The sequence below is a fragment of the Ureibacillus sp. 179-F W5.1 NHS genome, from assembly GCF_045369345.1.
In the GTDB taxonomy this organism is placed as follows: Bacteria; Bacillota; Bacilli; order Bacillales_A; family Planococcaceae; genus Ureibacillus; species Ureibacillus halotolerans.
In genome coordinates this window covers 1-17,634 of record NZ_JBIQFG010000051.1, presented here as the reverse complement: position 1 = coordinate 17,634, position 17,634 = coordinate 1, and the positions used below count along the sequence as shown (strand labels likewise).

Genomic DNA, 17,634 nt, shown 5'->3' with positions numbered 1-17,634 from the left:
AATAGAGAAAGGTGAATTTGAGTTTCCTCAAATTCACCTTTCTCACTATTTGAAGCTAGTTATGTCCCAGCCTCTTTATTTTAAACTACTTAATTTAGTAAATCTGTATCACTAATAGGGAAAATATAAATACCTTGAATAGATTCGTAATTATAATATCTTTGAACAAATTTTGCCTGGTACATATATTCCATCAGACAAATTTCATTTTCATCGGCACCACATAAAACTCCAGAAATACTTAACCCATTTTTAAATGCTACGCCAATCGGCTGACCAATTAATAGTTTGATTTTATCAAGCATCGATTAGCCCCCTCCTTCTTCTAAATTATGAAAAAAGGGAAGCCCATCCTTGTGCGATTGTTCTTATTAAAAAAATAATCCCGTTCTAAATGAACGAGATATTATCATTTATTTCTTTTTCGTTCCGCGCATTAATTTTTCGAAACGTTCCATCATCGGGTCGACTTTTGGAGTAAATTTATAAGGATTTTTCTCTATAGCAAACTCTTCAATTGGTTTTGCTTGAGTATAAACACTTATTTTTTCACTCGCAGATGCAGTAGGGTCATTAATGATGCTTTCTTTTGCACCATCAAAGTGGGGCGTTGATTCAACATGTTGATTATCATTTCTTGGCATTCTAGTCATCTCCTTTGATGTTTCCTTTAATATGAATAGAAAGGAGATGTTTTATACGAGAAAACAAAGATTTTCTCTATTTTTCTAACAATTGATACACAAAAATGTCAACATTCATTCATCATATTTCCAATATAAAAAGGAAAAAATAAAAATATTTTAATAAATGCTTTGACATGTTACTAAAAATGAGGTAAATTACCAAAGGGCGAACATTATTGCCTATATTAATAAAAAATATTCGTGATTTAGGGGTGTGTGTAAAATGGATAACGTATTTGATTATGAAGATATTCAACTAATACCAAATAAATGTATAGTAAGCAGCCGTTCAGAATGTGATACTTCTGTTATGTTTGGCGGATATAAATTTAAATTACCTGTAGTTCCTGCAAATATGCAAACGATCATCGATGAATCTATTGCAATTAAATTAGCAGAAAATGGCTACTTTTATATTATGCACCGTTTTAATCCTGAAACTCGTGCCGAATTTATTCGAAACATGCATTCTCGTAAATTAATCGCATCTATTTCAGTTGGTGTAAAAGCAGAAGAATATGCATTTATTGAACAATTAGCGGTAGAAGATTTAATTCCAGAATTTATTACAATTGATATTGCCCACGGACATTCAAACGCAGTTATTGAAATGATTAAACATATTAAAACTCATTTACCTCAAAGCTTTGTTATTGCTGGTAATGTTGGAACACCTGAAGCAGTCCGTGAACTTGAAAATGCTGGTGCAGATGCTACTAAAGTCGGTATCGGGCCAGGTAAAGTATGTATTACAAAAATTAAAACTGGATTCGGTACAGGTGGTTGGCAATTAGCTGCTCTACGATGGTGTGCAAAAGCTGCAACAAAACCAATTATTGCTGATGGCGGAATTCGAACACATGGTGATATTGCGAAATCAGTTCGTTTCGGTGCCTCTATGGTTATGATTGGTTCACTATTCGCCGGTCATGAAGAATCACCGGGTCAAACTGTTGTAAAAGATGGCAAAATGTTTAAAGAATACTTTGGTTCTGCTTCTGAATTCCAAAAAGGCGAAAAGAAAAACGTTGAAGGTAAAAAAATGTACGTGGAACATAAAGGTTCTTTAATGGATACTTTAGTTGAAATGGAACAGGATTTACAATCCTCTATTTCTTATGCTGGTGGTAACAAACTTGATGCTATTCGTACAGTTGATTATGTAGTCGTGAAAAATTCCATCTTTAATGGAGATAAAGTATATTAATAGATAGTAAATAAAAAACTCGAAGAAATACATCATTTCTTCGAGTTTCATTTTAACTCATTATTTTTTCAACTTGTTCTTTATATTTTTCATACCATTTTTCCCACTCATTTTCTGGATAATGAATGAATTGCTTATTAACGACATCACTAAAGTGTAGTAAACAAACATGCCATCCTGCTAAATCCTTAGGCGTATGATTCGTGATCTCTGAAATGATTTGTTTCATTATTAATTGTGTCCCTTTGTTCTTCGGTTGTATTGCAAAGCGTACGATATCGTTCCCCCATTCAAAGGCTAAAACCCTGCCCTCTTCAAAATCGGTAATCGTAATATCTTCAACATTTCCGGACCCATCGTGAAAATGAAATTTAATATGGCCACCTTTACCTAAGTTCGTTATTTCTAGATGATGCATCCATAATTTCAATTTTTCATTGTTTGTTAATACATCCCAAACCTCTTCTTGTGATGATGAAAAGATTCTATCATATTCTGCTATCGTACCGTTTTCACTTTTATATAATGATGCTATCAAAAAATTCTCCTCCTTATTAGGTAATAGTTGAATTTTAGGATAAAAGTAAAAAATGGCTACTTACATTTCAAAGCCATTTATTAACTCTTTATATTATTGAAATTACAAGTAAATTCTTTAAGGGAGATTAAGATTTAACTTCCACTTCTTCCTCACCCCAATAAAAAGTGAAATGATTAAAAGGATAAATTCGCATTTTAGACTCTCCCAATACTGCATCAATGGATATTAATCCATAATGTCTACTATCAAAGCTTGTTAAGCGATTGTCACCTAGAACGAATAAATACCCTTCTGGTACAGTTTTTTCACCGGTATAATCTTCTAAAGTAAAATTTTCAGTTACTCTTCTTTGAAAGGGATTATCAGTTTCGCGATTCACATAGGGTTCTTCATACTCAACACCGTTTACGATTAAAATATCTTCTTTCATTTCTACCGTATCCCCAGGTAAACCTATTACTCGTTTAATATAGTATTCATCTTCTACTGGAGATTTAAATACGATGTGATCGAATCGATTAATTTCGCTAATTTTACTTACAATAATAACATCTTTATTTTCATAAGTCGGTACCATAGATGCCCCTTTTACAACAATTGGGGAGAAAAGAAATTCTCTACAAATAAAAGAAATAACGATACCGAATAATATTGCGACTAGCCAAGACATAAACTCATTTTTATTCTTTTCTTCTTTCTTCATTCCCAATATCCCCTCCTTAAATAAAGTCTATCTAATTTTTGAAATGGGATATTAAAATATGTTCACCCGGAACCTAATCCCTTTATTTATTTACATGTATGCTTACTAATATCTGCTCATTCAAAGGATAAATGGCTTTTACTTGTTTTAAGTATGTTGGACGATTTCTTTTAATGCTAGCCATGTACGATTTTGTTCTTTTTGTATTGACACAGGTCGATCATAAAATGTTGACAAATTCTCCTCTTTTACAAATTTTCTGATAAACCTTGCTCAAACACTTCTCCATGTTTTAATAACAATGTATGGGAGAAGCATGGTAACACTTCTTCTACATGATGTGTCACATAGATGAGTGTTGGACAATCTTCTTGAGTAGATAGATGTTCAATTAATTGAAGAAGTTGTTCTCTCATTATAATATCCAAACCATTACAAGGTTCATCGAAAATAAGAAGTTTTGGTTGAGCCATTAATGCTCTTGCGATTAAAACTTTTTGACGTTCTCCTTGTGATAATGTTCCATATTCATCCTCTTGCAAATGATTGCATTGCAATAGTTCCATATAATGTTCCGCAAGTTGAATATCCTTTTTTTCAACCGCTTCCCATAAACCTATAGATGCAAATTTGCCACTTAACACAACACTTAAAACACTTTCAAAAGGTTGAATTTGTTGTTGTAATGAAGCACTAACAAGTCCGATATCTTTCCGTAAATCGGGTAAATACGTTTTACCAAAAAGTTGACCGAACACTTCAACTTGCCCAGTCGTTGGATGTAAGTAACCATTTAATACATTTAGTAAGGTCGTTTTTCCAGAACCATTTAGACCTAAAATAGACCAATGTTCCCCCTTTTGAACTTCCCAAGATACATCCTTCAAAATCACCTTTTTATTTTTAATTACAGTGACATCTTTTAAATGAATCATGAAATCCTCCTAATCACTAAAGTTGTACATTGAATTTATTATCGGTGCTCTTTGACCGTTGGTATATGAAAGTAATTCTTGTTGTACATCTTTTCAAAAAATAGCCAAACAAATATGTATTCAAACTTGTTGCATCCATATTTTCTAACTATTTATTTTATTTTAATACTTCCGAACATTGAATAACATAAAAAAATAAAAAATGAAGGAGATACTTACATTCCCCTCCATTTTTATTCATTACTTATTCAATTGCATCCATTTCATAAAATTCTCAACTACTGAATCAAGAAATTGTACAGTACCTTCATCTGTTATATTTCCTTCATCATCCATTTTCGTATGAACAGCCCCGATATATACATCATTTCCAATTAAAACTGGAGATGAAAGCCCGATGGCAAATAATATATCTCGTAAGTGCATTTGAGCTTTTGCAGTACCTAAATTCCCCATTGACGCACCCATGATCCAAGAAGGTTTACCGATCATCACTTTATCTACCCTCGAAAGCCAATCAATTGCATTTCCTAAAACGCCAGGAATGGATGAATTATATTCTGGAGTTATCCATAATACAGCATCGGCATCCTTCACTTTCTGTTTAAATGCTACGACTTCTTGTGGAGGATTTTCTTCAATATCTTGATTGTACATTGGAATATCATTTAATGTTAAAATTTCCAAATCAAACTTTTCTGCATACCGTTTTTGAACAAATTGTGCCAGTTTTTTATTATAAGAATCTTTTCGAATACTACCAACGATTGCTGCTACTTTCATTCTTTTTCCCTCCATTGTAACGTTCTAAATTATTTTCTACAGTTTATTTATTTTCATGCTAATATAATGAACCATTATGTAAAAGAAATTGTTAAATCCCTATTTACGTCATGTAAATAGGGATTGTTAGATTATTTATTTCGAACTGTTTGAAGAGCAGTACTCCACGCAACGACTTGATCTAACATGTCATTTACAGATTGAACTTGTACTTCTTTCGGTTTAAAGACCGATCCATTTTCAAAATCAGTAAATAGAGATAATGCTGGATGAACACGAACATCAGCAATTAACAATTCACCGCAAATGCCACGTAAATGTTCTGCCGCTCTTGCTCCACCTACTGAACCATAACTTACGATTCCTGCAGCCTTATTATTCCATTCATCTCGAAGAAAATCGAGGGCATTTTTTAAAGCACCTGTTATCGAATGATTATACTCCTGTACGATAAATACAAAGCCATCACAACCACTAATTTTAGCAGACCATTGGGCAGCACCTGATGCATCACCGCCTGGTTCACCTAAAAACGGTAATTTATATTCAGCAATATCGATAATTTCATACGTTGCATCACCACGTGAATCACCTATTTTCTTAACCCACTCACCAACTTGCGGACTCACTCGGCCTTCCCGTGTACTTCCTAAAATAATACCGATGTTCAACATTTCATTACCTCCATTTTCATTTAAATTAAATAAGATTTTTCTCAATTCGGTAAGCAAATATAACTTTGCATATGAACTACAATAAATCCTTTGATAGAAAATTCCCCTGTTATTTTCTCCAAAATAATGAAATGTAATCACTTTTTGAATTGAAATAAAATTCTTATTATTATGCATTATAACTAATTTTTTCTATGGAAGGTAATAACTTGTTTCAGCAAATAATTAATCGTTTTAAAGTTTACTTATTAAGCTGTTTTGTAAGTTTTCCATTGTATCTAGTAAACTTTGATATCCTTTTATTTCAGGAATATCCTTTCCGATAACGTGCTCTTTTCGTTCAGATGCATTTGCTAAACTCTCAAATATTAATAAATAACGAGCCATTGTCTGATCATCTAATGTAGGTCGCGAATTTAATTTTGAATATTTATCTAACAAAAATCCTAATTCCTCTAACGAATAAACAATCGGCCAATAATATTCAATCGCCCTCTTATCTTTCGGAATCTCCCCGGCTGCTGTATCATAAACGGTAATCAAATTTCCAATATTCGTTTCCATTTTATTAAACTCTATATTTTTCCCATATATTTGATAAATCTCTTTACCTGAAAATAATGCATAAAATACTTGTCCTTGACTTCGAATCGTTTTGGCAATTAAATGAGGGAGTCTACTTGATGCAGATTTTCTACCTATTAACCATACGCCAATTAAACCGATTGCAATCCCAATGACTACATCAATTAATCGAGCCGTTGCAAAATATGTAAACGCATAATGCCCATTCGAACCTGCTTCTGCCATAATTAAAGCATTTGGCGTAAAAAATAAAGCAGCTAAACCGTAATTTTTGACGATAAATAATTCAGTAATAAATGTTAAAAGAAAAACGAGAAAGGCAATAACATATCCGGTTGGATGAAATGCGAGGATGAAACTTGCAATGATGATACCAAAAATCGTTCCAAAACTTCTTTGTATCCCTCTATGAAGAGTCGCGACAACTGTGGCACCGCTCATAACGGCAACACAAGAAAGGGGGACCCAAAAGGAGCGATTTAAATCAAACTCATAGGCAATAATTGCGGCAAGCATCGTAAAAAAGCCAAATCGTAATGAATTAATGAAAATAATCGAATTTTTATCAAAAGCACCTAATAATACCCTTTTGGCTGATGGCTTTGAAATTTCCGTTTGTTCTAATAGTTTTGTTTTAGATATTGTTAAACTATTCTTAGCCTCATTAATTTCTAAAAATAATTGAGCCATATGCTCTGTCATGTGATCTGGATGAGGTAACATCATCGTTTCTATTTCTTCAAATTTGTTGGAATCTACGATATTCGCAATGTTACGTAAAGATTGTCCAAATTCGGTTGGTAATTTTCCATCCTTATCAGTAAAATGTTCTACTGCAAATAAAAAGATTTTATTTGCATAATTATTTAAAACAAAAAGGTGATTGAAAACATTCGTTCTTTCACAAGGAATATAACCCGAAGCCAGCGTCTGACTAGCTTCCTTTAACGTAGCCATAACCGTATGTTGCGCATCATTTTCCTTTTGTGTACCAATGGCATCTAAAAAGTTAGCTAATTGAATATAGGATCTTTTCACAATTCTTCTTTCTGGACCGTGGGGATTGAAAAACCATCCGCTCATTGCAATGATCCATGAAAATAGGCCACCTAAAAAGGCTAAACCAGCTCTCGTAAATGCTTCATCAGGTGCTATTGGCATCCCTGTTGTCATCGCAAATATGAGCACAAAAAATATCGCTGAAGGACCAATTAATCGAAATGCTCCAAATATAAATAATCCGGTTGCCCCAATAAGCCCCATTACAATAGCTGAAATAATTGGATAAGGAGCTAAAATCGTCCCTAAAAATACACATAACGTAATCGCTAAAATACACCATGCTAGTTTTTTTGCTAATTGGACATAAGGTATTGGAAAAACATATAAATAAGTGAAACCACCTAACCCTGCGAGTAAACCATACTCTAAACTTCCAAATAACAACCCAACTGCAATTGGCAACCCTGCAGCCAAACCCGCCAAAAACGCCTTTAACCATGGGAACGGTTTTTTATTAACGGTTAAAGCTTGTTTAAAAATCGAAGGACCATTGATCGTGTTCCCCATGACAATTCTCTCCTTACATTAAAAATAGCATACAAATTATATTTCCCGAATCCATAAATAGATAATCAGCAGGTTAAATACCTGATGACGATTATGAATAGAAAAATCGCTCCTACTTTGATAGAGGAACGATTGATACACTATTTATTATATCACAATGAATTCCTTCACCTTTCAATTTGTATACAATTAGAAAAGACGGTAAAAACTTATGCAATTCATGATAGAATATAGAAAATGGAGGTATATATATGCAGGACGTAAAACAAATATATTATCATTTTCTAGAACATCATGACTGGAAAGTGTACATAGCTTGTACCGTTAAGGGGCTTTGTTACGTAGGAACTGAGCATTCTTCAATGAACGAATTAGTTTCTTGTTGTAGAAAACAGTTTCCGAATTGCGACATTATTGAAAATGAAGAAAAGTTAACTCCATATAAAAATGAGCTGATTGAATACTTCGAAGGCAAAAGAACTTCCTTTTCCTTTACCTTCGATATTAGAGGTACTACTTTTCAAATGGCAGTTTGGAAGGCATTACAGGAAATCCCTTTTGGCCAATCCAGATGTTATTCAGATATTGCCTTTAAAATTGGTAAACCGAAGGCAGTTCGAGCAGTTGGTACTGCTATCGGATCAAACCCTATAGCTATCGTAATCCCCTGCCACCGAGTATTAGGTAAAAACGGTACTTTAACCGGATTTAGTGGTGGGCTAGATATAAAAGAAAAACTATTAAATCTTGAAGGAATCACTTATAAGCCATAGTTTCTTTCTGTAAAAAGAAAAAGCAGTGCAAACTTTGCACTGCTTTTGACTAATCGATGATATATCCATTTTCATCTCTTTGTTCATTATAATCAAATGTTTTTGGCTTACGTACAAAGCACATAATCGCTGCAATAATTAATAAAATTCCTGAAATCGAAACGACACCTGATAAAACGGCTGCAATGATAAATAAAATTCCTGCCAGTCTTGCATTTTGATTTACTTTAACAGCCCCAACAATTGCCAATATAATTGCGATAATTATAACTACGACTACTAACCAACCAATCGTATTCATAATAGCCATAACATCATCCATAATTTCCATACCATATACTGGGTCGTATCCGTTTATACTTGCATCTTCATAAATCGAATTCTCAAACTCAGTTTGGAAAGCTGGATCCTCAACAATCATTTTACTTATAAATAACATGAAAATTAAAAACCCTACACCTATTACATTTAAAACAGCAGACACAATACTTAATATTCTTTCACCAGTTCTTTTCATTTTCATTCTCCCTTACTAAATTTTTCTATATTTTTAATAACATCTTCCACAGTACTCACAATGACACCATGTTGCTTAATAATTCCGATTACAAATAAATTGCGATAGATGAATTGATTTTCAGTCCCATCTTGGATGAGGGCATCAATTTTTTGTTGATTATCCCGACCAAGTTGACGTACATCGGAGAAAAGAGCGATGATTGGTCGATTGTATGTGGAAAATACACCAATTTCAGCAGCAACACCGGAATCGACTTCAATTCCATCTAAGACAGCGATTAAAATATCACTTTCTTGTAACTTTTCTAAATCCGCACGAGCAATAGCTAGACTATCTGCAAAGCTTTGTTTATCGTTAATTGCATCATTTTCTTGCGGTACATATAAATTAATACCAGGAATTGCTTTTCGTATTTCTTTTGCTAATAATTCATTTACTAATCGGTCTCCAATGGAAAATAAACCATTTGCCAAGTAAGCTTTCATGTTCATTACCGCCTTTAATGTATGTATAAACTAACTATTATATAACTAAAGATTCCATCCTATCCAAAAGAATAAAATCCCTCCTAATAAATTAATTCCCGTAAAGAAAAGGGCCTTTCCCCACTTTTTTGAATCAATCATTTTAACTAAATCAAATGCGAAGGTCGAAAAGGTTGTAAATCCTCCTAATACACCAATCGTAAGAAACGATAACAATGTACTTTCGAACAATGTCCAGGAGCCCGTTTTACCTAGTAAAAACGATCCTATTATATTGACGATAGCTGTAGCCCAAAAGGTTGGAAATTTCTTTTGTTGAATGAGTAATTGGGTGCTATATCTTAACGTAGCCCCTATTCCTCCACCAAGGGCAACTAAGATCCATTCCATTTATTCATCCCTCGATTCAAAAAATACCCTATAAAAGCAGCTACAAAACAACAAATTGTCATTACTATTCCATAAAGAATTCCAACCATTCTATTTTCTTGTAATTGATGGAACCAATATTCCGAAAAGGTTGAAAAAGTAGTAAAAGCACCAAGCATGCCTGTTGTAAGAAGCAGTTTTAGTTTACTTTCCTTCCTCTCAAAATAACCATTTAAACTTCCTAAGGCAAAACTTCCTAACACATTTACAATCCATAACATAACCGATACACCTGTAAGTGATTGGATAATAAATCGTAAAAGGGAGCCGATCATACCACCTAGGAAAACGTGAAACAAATTTTTCAAAAGTGACCTCTCCAAATAAAACATTATTCTATTAATAATAGTTAATATGCGAACGAGTTACAATTAGAATATTGAAATAATGTTAAGAATCGTTTCCATCTTATTTTGAATAGAGACCTTTGTAAATGGCATTATATTTCCTTTTTTTCCTCATCTATCCATCTTTATCTATTTAGTAGTATACACTGGTCCAACTCCCTTTTTCAAACCTTTTAAAAAGTATACCTCCCCCTATAGGCGAAAGTACTTTTAATTAGGAAACCATTGATGCCTTTTTCTGTATATACGATACATTTATAAAAAAGTTTCAAACTACATAGTTGAATATTAGGTTAATTATTTTTGTTTATGAATATAATTTAATAAGATAGGAAATAGAAATAGACTTAACGAATGGGGTTAACTACATGAGTATGTCTGAAATCTTTGAATTACTTAATAAGCTTGATTCTGAACTTTATTATTATATAGATAAATTTGGGATTTACATTTACTTTATACTCTTTCTCATTGTTTTTGGAAAAACCGGTTTCGTTGTTTTAACTTTTTTACCAGGAGACTCCCTTGTATTTGCTAGCGGAACAATTGCTGCAGTTGGCGAATTAAACATACTACTATTATTTTTTCTTTTTTTTATTGCAACAGTTTTAGCTGACAGTAATAACTTTTTTATCGGACGAAATTTTGGCAAAATACCGACCGAGAAAATTAAACTCATCTCCCTTTCTACCATTGAGCGGGCTAGAGAATTTTTAACCGAATATGACAAAATCGCCATTACGTTCTCCAGATTTATTCCTTTAATGAGAACGATGACCCCTTTTATTGCAGGATATTCCGGATATCCATATTTTAATTTTGTCCGATACAATGTTATTGGAGCTTTCATTTGGACGTGTGTATGGCTTGGTACTGGTTTTGCATTAGGGAATATTCAGTGGGTAGAAGAAAATCTGTTTGTTACATTATTGCTAATTACCCTTTTTATGTTTATACCTGGGATATTCGGGTTTATATCTCAATTTCGAAAAAAACATACTGCCGTTGCCGAAAACAGTGAGTTGTAAAACAATAAAAAAACTAATAGGCCGATTTTATAACTTGCCAATCATGAAACATCGATTGCATAAGTTATTTCTCGCCTATTAGTTTTTTTATGCGTTTAACTGACTCTCATCCTGACGCATTTTTTCTAAATAATCGATAATTTCTCGTATACCTTCCAAGGAATTTACTAATATTTTTGGATCTACACAAGTAATCATGCGATTTTCTAAATTAGCTACAGCCGTAAAATATTGAGTCTTAGCATAATTAACTAGTCCTACTTGATGAATATCCGTTCCCGTAAAATCAAGTATTTCCTTCGCTTCACTAACAACTAAACCAAAATGAACAATATCGGTATTAACAACGATAATTCGACATAACTCCCCAACGCTTTCTTTATTGTATAAAATACGATTGAGATCAATGATTGGGATAATTTCTCCGCGAATTTTCGTAAAACCAAGTAAATAATTAGGTAAGTGAGGAATCGGTGTAATATTGTTTAATTTTTCAATAGAGACTACTTGTTCAACTGGTACAGCATATTCTTCATTTCCACAACCAAAAATGAGCGCTTGATTAAATGTCATTGCCATCACCTCTTCGCTTTATTTTGCAGAGCATTTTACAATCTCCACTAATAAATCGGCTAATTTCTCCAATTCTTCAATAGGCATCCGTTCTTTAGTAGTATGAATTTCTTCATAGCCTACTGAAAGATTTACAGTCGGAATACCGAAACCAGCAATGACATTTGCATCACTTCCTCCACCAGAAGTACCTAATAAAGGTGTACGACCTACTTTTGTTACAGCTTCCATTGCAATTTGTACAACGCGATCAGATTCTGTAACAGAAAAACCAGGGTACATTAATTTAATATCAACTTCAGCCCGACCTCCTAGATTTTGTGACACATTCTCGAAAGTCTCTTTCATATGTTTCGTTTGAGCATCTAATTTTTCTTTATTAATGGAACGAGCTTCAGCTAAAATATATACTTCATCACAAACGATGTTGGTAGCTTTACCACCTTCAAAACGACCAATATTAGCCGTTGTTTCTTCATCAATTCGTCCTAAATTCATTTTTGCAATGGCTTTAGCAGCTAAAGTGATAGCTGAGATACCTTTTTCAGGTGCAACACCAGCGTGGGCAGTTTTACCATAAATTTTCGTTTCAATTTTCGCTTGATATGGAGCTGCTGTTACAATTCCCCCTACTTTACCATCACTATCCACTGCAAAACCATATTTGGCTTGAATCAACGTTGGATCCAATTCTTTTGCTCCTGCTAATCCACTTTCTTCTCCCGCGGTAATAATCAATTGAATTGTTCCATGGTCAATTTTTTGCTCTTTTAAACGTTTCGCCATTTCGAAAAGCGCTGCCATTCCTGCTTTATCGTCTGCACCTAAGATGGTTGTTCCGTCAGAATAGATATATCCATCTTCTCTAATCTCCGGTTTAATGCCAACTCCCGGGACGACTGTATCCATGTGAACAGTAAAATAAATTGGATCTGCTTCTATTGTACCTTGTAATGTGGCAATAATATTACCAGCACCATGACCATTTCGTGTATGTGCATCATCTTGAAAAACTTCGAATCCCATATCTTTTAATTTTTTTACTAGAATTGGTGCAATGACCTCTTCATGTTTTGTTTCCGAATCAATTTGAACTAATTCTAAAAATTCGTTTACTAAACGACTATTCATGTAAAAAAACTCCCTTTTCTTTGGATAATCTCCATCTTATTTTACGCCTCTCTAGAAAGGAGCACAAACTAAAGGTTTCTTTTTTGACCAAAAATTTCATTTTCCTTTTTTATTTTCGGAAAATTTGGTTACACTTTTTTAAATAAAAACAGGCGATTCATAAAGAATCGCCCATTCATCGTTGACTAAAACTTGATTTATATTAGATGTAGAAAAACTTACAAAACGATTAAACTAATAATCCGCCGCCATTTTTAATGTAATTTTGAATACCTTCAGCAGCTAAGTATGATAATGCTCCAACTGTACCAGTTGGGTTAAAACATGAGTTGTGTGGGAACGAAGATGCACCTACTACAAATACATTTTCTACTTCCCACATTTGTTGATATTTATTTAGGGCAGATGTTTCTGGATCTGATCCCATTATAACGCCACCAGTATTGTGGGTATTTGTATCTTTATTTACACTGAAGTTACCTTGTTCTTCTGAAGTTTCGATAATATCCGCACCGATTTTTTCACCGATTTCACGCGTTTTTGTCGCCATGAATTTTACTAATTCACGGTCATTATCCGTATATTCATACGTCATACGCAGTAAAGGATAACCCCAAGCATCTTTATATTCAGGATCAAGGTCTAAGTAGTTTTCGCGGTGTGGCATACTTGCACCTTGTGTTTTTACTGGGAAGTTTGAGTTCGCATATTTAATGGATTGCTTTTTAAATTCTGCACCCCAGTTAGGTGTACCTTTTGGCACACGGTTCGTTGCAATCGGACGATCACCGTATTGAGTAGAGCGAATACCAGCTCCATGAATAAAGTTTACATCGGAATGGTCAAAATTATCACCCATATATTCGGCAATTTCAATCCCTAATGCACCAGCACCGCCGTATAAGTTAAACTCTTTATCTTCAAAGAATAATTGCGTTGTACCACCAGTTACTTGGTAACAATAGTTTTTCCCAATCGTACCTTTACCTGTTTTCGGGTCATAAGGTGTACCTAAGTTCGAGTTTAATAATAAACGTGCGTTATTAAATACATAAGAAGTGATAACAACGACATCAGCAGGTTGTTCGAATTTTTCACCCGTTAACATATCTACGTAAAGTACGCCCGTTGCTTTACCATTAGCAGAAGTAATTTCTAATACGTTCGCGTGTGTACGTAGGTCCAGTTTACCCGTTTGCTTTGCTACAGGAATCACTGTTACAGCAGGATCACCTTTTGCTCCGTATTCACATCCGAAGTTTTCACAGTATGCACAGTATTGACACGCACCACGTTGAATACCATCTGGATTTGTATAAGATTCAGAAAGGTTGGCTGCTGGAATTACGAACGGTTTATATCCTAGGCTTGTTGCAGCTTCTTCAAAAGTTTTCATGATTGGCGTTTTTACTAATGGGCCAGTTGGATATGGTTTCGCACGTTTACCCCATAGCTCAACTTCTTCTCCAGAAATACCAGCCATATATTCAAATTTTTCATAGTAAGGCTCAAGTTCATCATAAGTAATACCCCAGTCTTGAAGCGTCATCCAACCTGGAATTTTACCTTCGCCATAACGATCAACTGTTTGGGAACGAATTTCGAAATCATATGGTAAAAAACGATATGTTTGTCCATTCCAGTGGGAACCTGCTCCCCCTACTCCATCACCAACGATGAAAGTACCGTAATGGCGCATTGGAAGTGCCTTTTGTTTTAAAGAACTACGATAAGTAATTGTCTCTTTTGATAAATCTTGCATTAACTCTGTACGATGTTGATAACGCAACTCATCATGTGCCATTGTATAGTCTGCTGTTGTACGGTCTTTACCGCGTTCCAATCCTACAACGTTAATGCCTGCTTTTGTCAGTTCAGCGGAAACAATACCGCCTGCCCAACCCATACCAACTACTACTACTTGGGCTTTATCTAATTTTGTTACCATGTAAGTGTCAATCCTTTCTACAATCCAAATGTTAACTCATGTGGCTGCTTAAGCCCTCTGGTTTTAATTCGATAAATTCATCACTTTGAATTTCATTTACGTATTGCATTCGAGAACCTGGATATTTACGCATAGCCCAGCCTTTCATTTCATTATTACCGCCATACATTGGATCTGCGTAAACCCCTTCAATTGTCATCGTACGTAATAAACTGAAGAATTCACCTGAACCTGTATTACCGTATAATGTCACTTTCCCTTCACTGAAAGCTGTTAAAACTTCATCTTGTTGCTCAGGTTCTAATCCTGTAAATACGGCACCGTAATTTTCTTTTGAATAAGCATCAAGGGCTGCTAAACCAGCACGGAATAAATCTTTACGTAATAATTTCGTTTGTGGACCTTGGTTTTCTGCCGGTTTATAAAACGCACCTAAACGATAATCTTTTACATTGTTTCCCCATTGACCTGCAAGTTGATGGTCAATGTAAACTGCTGCACCTAATTCTTTTGCTCCAGGACCGTTCTCATCTTCTGGATAGATGCGTTCAACTGCTGCAGCTGCCGTTTGGTATTCTGCAGGAGTAAAGAACATTAATGCGTGATTATAGTTCGTTGTTGTCCCGCCACTATGGGATGCTTCATGTTCTGTTGTCGTAGTACCATCATTATTTTTCACTACTAAGCTTGTTACAGCTCCACCAAGTACTAATCCTCCAAGGGTTAAACCTGAATTCTTTAAGAAATTACGTCGCGTCGAACGTTTTTCTGTGAAGTTTTCTTTCTCTGCCATGATGACTCCTCCTTAAATTAACTAAACATAGCTCCAAAATTAAAATAAATTGCAAATACGATAGATGTAAAAATCATCGTAAGCATGAAGCCTAAATGTTTTAAACCTATCCAGCAGCCGATAATAATCGCTAAACCGACTGCTGATCCAATAAGAGCGAATGCTGGTACAGAACTGTTGTATACATTTATTGTGAATGCATAACCTACAGTTAATGTTATGCCAGCTAACACTTGTAAGATTGTGACAAGCTCATCACGGTTATACTCTGTCATGATAATTCCCTCCCTTACTACCCACTCAAATTAACCAATTTAATAATTTACTTTTTGAATAAAGAGTGTATAATTTATTTCTGTGCTCCTACAAAACTATTACATTTTATAACAGTATTGTATACAATGTAAAGAGCATATGTTGAATTGAAATTTATCTGCTACTCTTTTCTTATAGTAGTTTGTTTGAAAGGTTGGTGAAAAAATGGAAGAAAAAGAATATACATTAGTTGAGCATTTAGAAGAACTACGCAAGCGACTTATTATTATTAGCGTAGTTTTCATCGTGACACTTTTGATTGGTTTCATTTTCGCACCTGACATATTGCAATTTTTAAAATCTCAAGACGTTGCTAAACATGTTGATTGGAACGTTTTTGGCTATACAGACGGCATTTCAATTTACGTGAAATGTGCCTTAATTGTATCCATTTGTATTACATTACCTATTGCAATGCATCAACTTTGGCTATTTACAAAACCAGGTCTTACGGACAAAGAGTCTAGTAGTGCAGCAACCTTTATTCCTATTGCATTTCTTTTATTTATTATTGGGATTTCATTTAGTTACTTTATTTTATTCCCACTTATGCTAACTTTTATGTCTAATATTAATGAATCAATTGGTGCCACGGAAACGTATGGGATGAAACAGTATTTCACATTAATGTTTAACTTACTTATTCCTGTAGGTCTCGTTTTTGAATTACCGGTAATTATATTATTTCTAACGAAGTTAGGGATTGTTACTCCAAACCGATTAAGAAAAATGAGAAAAGTCTCTTATTTTATTCTAATCGTAATTGGTGTAATGATTTCCCCACCAGATTTTGTATCCGATTTTTTAATTATTATTCCACTATTACTTTTATTTGAAATAAGTATTATTGTTTCAGAAAAAACTTATAAAAAACAATTAAAATTAGCACAACAAGAAGGAAGTAAATAATTATATGTTTTAGAGGAGGATTTCTTTATGTTTCAATCTATCGGAGTTCCAGGATTAATCATTATTCTAGTCATCGCATTAATTCTTTTTGGACCATCTAAATTACCTCAATTAGGACGTGCCGTTGGACAAACTTTAAAAGAGTTTAAAGCTTCAACGAAGGATGTAATGGACGATGTATCGGGAGAATTTAAAGAAGTGAAAGAAGAATTCACTGTAGCAGAGAACAAAAATGAAGAAACTGCAAAAAAATAAGTTACATTGAACAGGCATTTTGTCCCCTCTACATACTAGCGAACCTATCAGATACTACTATCTAGAGGGGATTAAAAAGTGGTAGTTGTTCACTTGTTCTTTTGCAATGTTCTATGGAGGTAAATATTTTATGTTGAACTCAATTGGCATTCCCGGTTTAATCATTATTTTAGTTATTATTTTAATCATCTTCGGACCTTCCAAACTACCTAAGTTAGGACGTTCAATTGGTGAATCATTAAAAAACTTTAAAGATTCAACAAAAGACGTAATAATTGATGAAGAGGACGAGAAAAAGGAACAAAAACAATAAAGACCATTAATGATAAAACCCTTTTATAATTAAATAATGTTGTAGTTAAACAAACAAAAAAGGTTCTATGTCAAATGTTGGGGTGAAGTGATATTACACGGCACCCCGATTATCCTAAATGAATCCCAATTT

23 protein-coding genes are annotated in these 17,634 nt (G+C 34.0%); 6 read left to right on the top strand and 17 right to left on the bottom strand.

The features are described from left to right. Positions 1–89: 89 nt before the first annotated feature. Positions 90–305, bottom strand: coding sequence for a hypothetical protein (locus tag ACH0B5_RS16090; RefSeq protein WP_122973753.1), 216 nt, complete (start codon positions 303–305; stop codon positions 90–92). 108 nt (positions 306–413) lie between these two features. Further along, a complete protein-coding gene (locus tag ACH0B5_RS16085) occupies positions 414–644 on the bottom strand; it encodes a hypothetical protein (RefSeq protein ID WP_341362226.1) in 231 nt (76 codons plus the stop codon). A gap of 265 nt (positions 645–909) precedes the next feature. Between ACH0B5_RS16085 and guaC the strand changes: the two genes are divergently transcribed. Continuing rightward, on the top strand, positions 910–1,893 hold the full coding sequence (gene guaC, locus ACH0B5_RS16080) for a GMP reductase (protein ID WP_406928126.1): 984 nt from the start codon (positions 910–912) through the stop codon (positions 1,891–1,893). A gap of 52 nt (positions 1,894–1,945) precedes the next feature. Here the strand turns inward: guaC and ACH0B5_RS16075 are convergent, their stop codons facing one another. From ACH0B5_RS16075 to ACH0B5_RS16050, 6 genes are all read right to left on the bottom strand, one after another. Then, the gene (locus tag ACH0B5_RS16075; RefSeq protein ID WP_406928125.1) at positions 1,946–2,431 is read right to left on the bottom strand and encodes an SRPBCC family protein; all 486 of its coding nucleotides are present in this window, start codon (positions 2,429–2,431) and stop codon (positions 1,946–1,948) included. A 127-nt stretch (positions 2,432–2,558) separates the two neighbouring features. After that, positions 2,559–3,137, bottom strand: a complete 579-nt coding sequence (lepB, locus tag ACH0B5_RS16070) for a signal peptidase I (protein WP_122973311.1) — start codon at positions 3,135–3,137, stop codon at positions 2,559–2,561. 248 nt (positions 3,138–3,385) lie between these two features. After that, positions 3,386–4,072: an ABC transporter ATP-binding protein gene (locus ACH0B5_RS16065; RefSeq protein ID WP_406928124.1), complete on the bottom strand. Its 687-nt coding sequence runs from the start codon at positions 4,070–4,072 to the stop codon at positions 3,386–3,388. A gap of 240 nt (positions 4,073–4,312) precedes the next feature. Continuing rightward, positions 4,313–4,855: an NADPH-dependent FMN reductase gene (locus tag ACH0B5_RS16060; protein WP_122973313.1), complete on the bottom strand. Its 543-nt coding sequence runs from the start codon at positions 4,853–4,855 to the stop codon at positions 4,313–4,315. A 131-nt stretch (positions 4,856–4,986) separates the two neighbouring features. Continuing rightward, complete coding sequence (locus ACH0B5_RS16055) at positions 4,987–5,529, bottom strand: NADPH-dependent FMN reductase (protein ID WP_122973314.1); 543 nt, start codon at positions 5,527–5,529, stop codon at positions 4,987–4,989. A 234-nt stretch (positions 5,530–5,763) separates the two neighbouring features. Continuing rightward, positions 5,764–7,683, bottom strand: a complete 1,920-nt coding sequence (locus tag ACH0B5_RS16050; RefSeq protein WP_406928123.1) for an FUSC family protein — start codon at positions 7,681–7,683, stop codon at positions 5,764–5,766. Between the two features lie 251 nt (positions 7,684–7,934). On the opposite strand from ACH0B5_RS16050, the gene ACH0B5_RS16045 reads away from it, so the two are divergent. Continuing rightward, positions 7,935–8,456, top strand: coding sequence for a methylated-DNA--[protein]-cysteine S-methyltransferase (locus ACH0B5_RS16045; RefSeq protein WP_406928122.1), 522 nt, complete (start codon positions 7,935–7,937; stop codon positions 8,454–8,456). Between the two features lie 49 nt (positions 8,457–8,505). On the opposite strand, the gene ACH0B5_RS16040 is transcribed toward ACH0B5_RS16045, so the two are convergent. The 4 genes from ACH0B5_RS16040 to ACH0B5_RS16025 are packed head-to-tail and all read right to left on the bottom strand — an operon-like array spanning position 8,506 to position 10,198. Then, entirely contained in the window at positions 8,506–8,973 is a 468-nt protein-coding gene (locus ACH0B5_RS16040) for a DUF4064 domain-containing protein (protein ID WP_158599731.1), read from the bottom strand. 2 nt (positions 8,974–8,975) lie between these two features. After that, the gene (locus ACH0B5_RS16035; RefSeq protein WP_122973318.1) at positions 8,976–9,461 is read right to left on the bottom strand and encodes a nucleoside 2-deoxyribosyltransferase; all 486 of its coding nucleotides are present in this window, start codon (positions 9,459–9,461) and stop codon (positions 8,976–8,978) included. 45 nt (positions 9,462–9,506) lie between these two features. Beyond that, a complete protein-coding gene (locus ACH0B5_RS16030) occupies positions 9,507–9,851 on the bottom strand; it encodes a fluoride efflux transporter FluC (protein ID WP_341362232.1) in 345 nt (114 codons plus the stop codon). After that, positions 9,836–10,198 (bottom strand): fluoride efflux transporter FluC, encoded by a 363-nt coding sequence (locus ACH0B5_RS16025; RefSeq protein WP_406928121.1) that lies wholly within the window; start codon positions 10,196–10,198, stop codon positions 9,836–9,838. The genes ACH0B5_RS16030 and ACH0B5_RS16025 overlap by 16 nt, the downstream gene beginning before the upstream one ends. Positions 10,199–10,605: 407 nt before the next feature. On the opposite strand from ACH0B5_RS16025, the gene ACH0B5_RS16020 reads away from it, so the two are divergent. Next, positions 10,606–11,265, top strand: a complete 660-nt coding sequence (locus ACH0B5_RS16020) for a DedA family protein (protein ID WP_406928120.1) — start codon at positions 10,606–10,608, stop codon at positions 11,263–11,265. A gap of 87 nt (positions 11,266–11,352) precedes the next feature. On the opposite strand, the gene ACH0B5_RS16015 is transcribed toward ACH0B5_RS16020, so the two are convergent. The 5 genes from ACH0B5_RS16015 to ACH0B5_RS15995 form a co-directional block, all read right to left on the bottom strand. Further along, positions 11,353–11,838: a chemotaxis protein CheW gene (locus ACH0B5_RS16015; RefSeq protein WP_406928119.1), complete on the bottom strand. Its 486-nt coding sequence runs from the start codon at positions 11,836–11,838 to the stop codon at positions 11,353–11,355. A gap of 18 nt (positions 11,839–11,856) precedes the next feature. Continuing rightward, complete coding sequence (locus ACH0B5_RS16010) at positions 11,857–12,969, bottom strand: M20/M25/M40 family metallo-hydrolase (RefSeq protein ID WP_406928118.1); 1,113 nt, start codon at positions 12,967–12,969, stop codon at positions 11,857–11,859. Between the two features lie 229 nt (positions 12,970–13,198). After that, positions 13,199–14,917 carry a GMC family oxidoreductase gene (locus tag ACH0B5_RS16005; RefSeq protein ID WP_191706658.1) on the bottom strand — a complete coding sequence of 573 codons (1,719 nt, stop codon included), beginning with the start codon at positions 14,915–14,917 and terminating at the stop codon, positions 13,199–13,201. A 31-nt stretch (positions 14,918–14,948) separates the two neighbouring features. Further along, entirely contained in the window at positions 14,949–15,710 is a 762-nt protein-coding gene (locus tag ACH0B5_RS16000; RefSeq protein ID WP_341362236.1) for a gluconate 2-dehydrogenase subunit 3 family protein, read from the bottom strand. A gap of 17 nt (positions 15,711–15,727) precedes the next feature. Next, a complete protein-coding gene (locus ACH0B5_RS15995) occupies positions 15,728–15,985 on the bottom strand; it encodes a hypothetical protein (RefSeq protein ID WP_122973325.1) in 258 nt (85 codons plus the stop codon). A gap of 205 nt (positions 15,986–16,190) precedes the next feature. Here ACH0B5_RS15995 and tatC point away from each other — a divergent pair, with 205 nt between their 5' ends. The 3 genes from tatC (at position 16,191) to tatA (ACH0B5_RS15980) (ending at position 17,502) form a co-directional block, all read left to right on the top strand. Beyond that, positions 16,191–16,934 (top strand): twin-arginine translocase subunit TatC, encoded by a 744-nt coding sequence (gene tatC, locus ACH0B5_RS15990; RefSeq protein ID WP_122973326.1) that lies wholly within the window; start codon positions 16,191–16,193, stop codon positions 16,932–16,934. Between the two features lie 27 nt (positions 16,935–16,961). Further along, positions 16,962–17,189 carry a twin-arginine translocase TatA/TatE family subunit gene (gene tatA / locus ACH0B5_RS15985; RefSeq protein ID WP_122973327.1) on the top strand — a complete coding sequence of 76 codons (228 nt, stop codon included), beginning with the start codon at positions 16,962–16,964 and terminating at the stop codon, positions 17,187–17,189. A gap of 130 nt (positions 17,190–17,319) precedes the next feature. Continuing rightward, the gene (gene tatA, locus ACH0B5_RS15980) at positions 17,320–17,502 is read left to right on the top strand and encodes a twin-arginine translocase TatA/TatE family subunit (RefSeq protein WP_122973328.1); all 183 of its coding nucleotides are present in this window, start codon (positions 17,320–17,322) and stop codon (positions 17,500–17,502) included. Positions 17,503–17,634 lie beyond the last annotated feature (132 nt).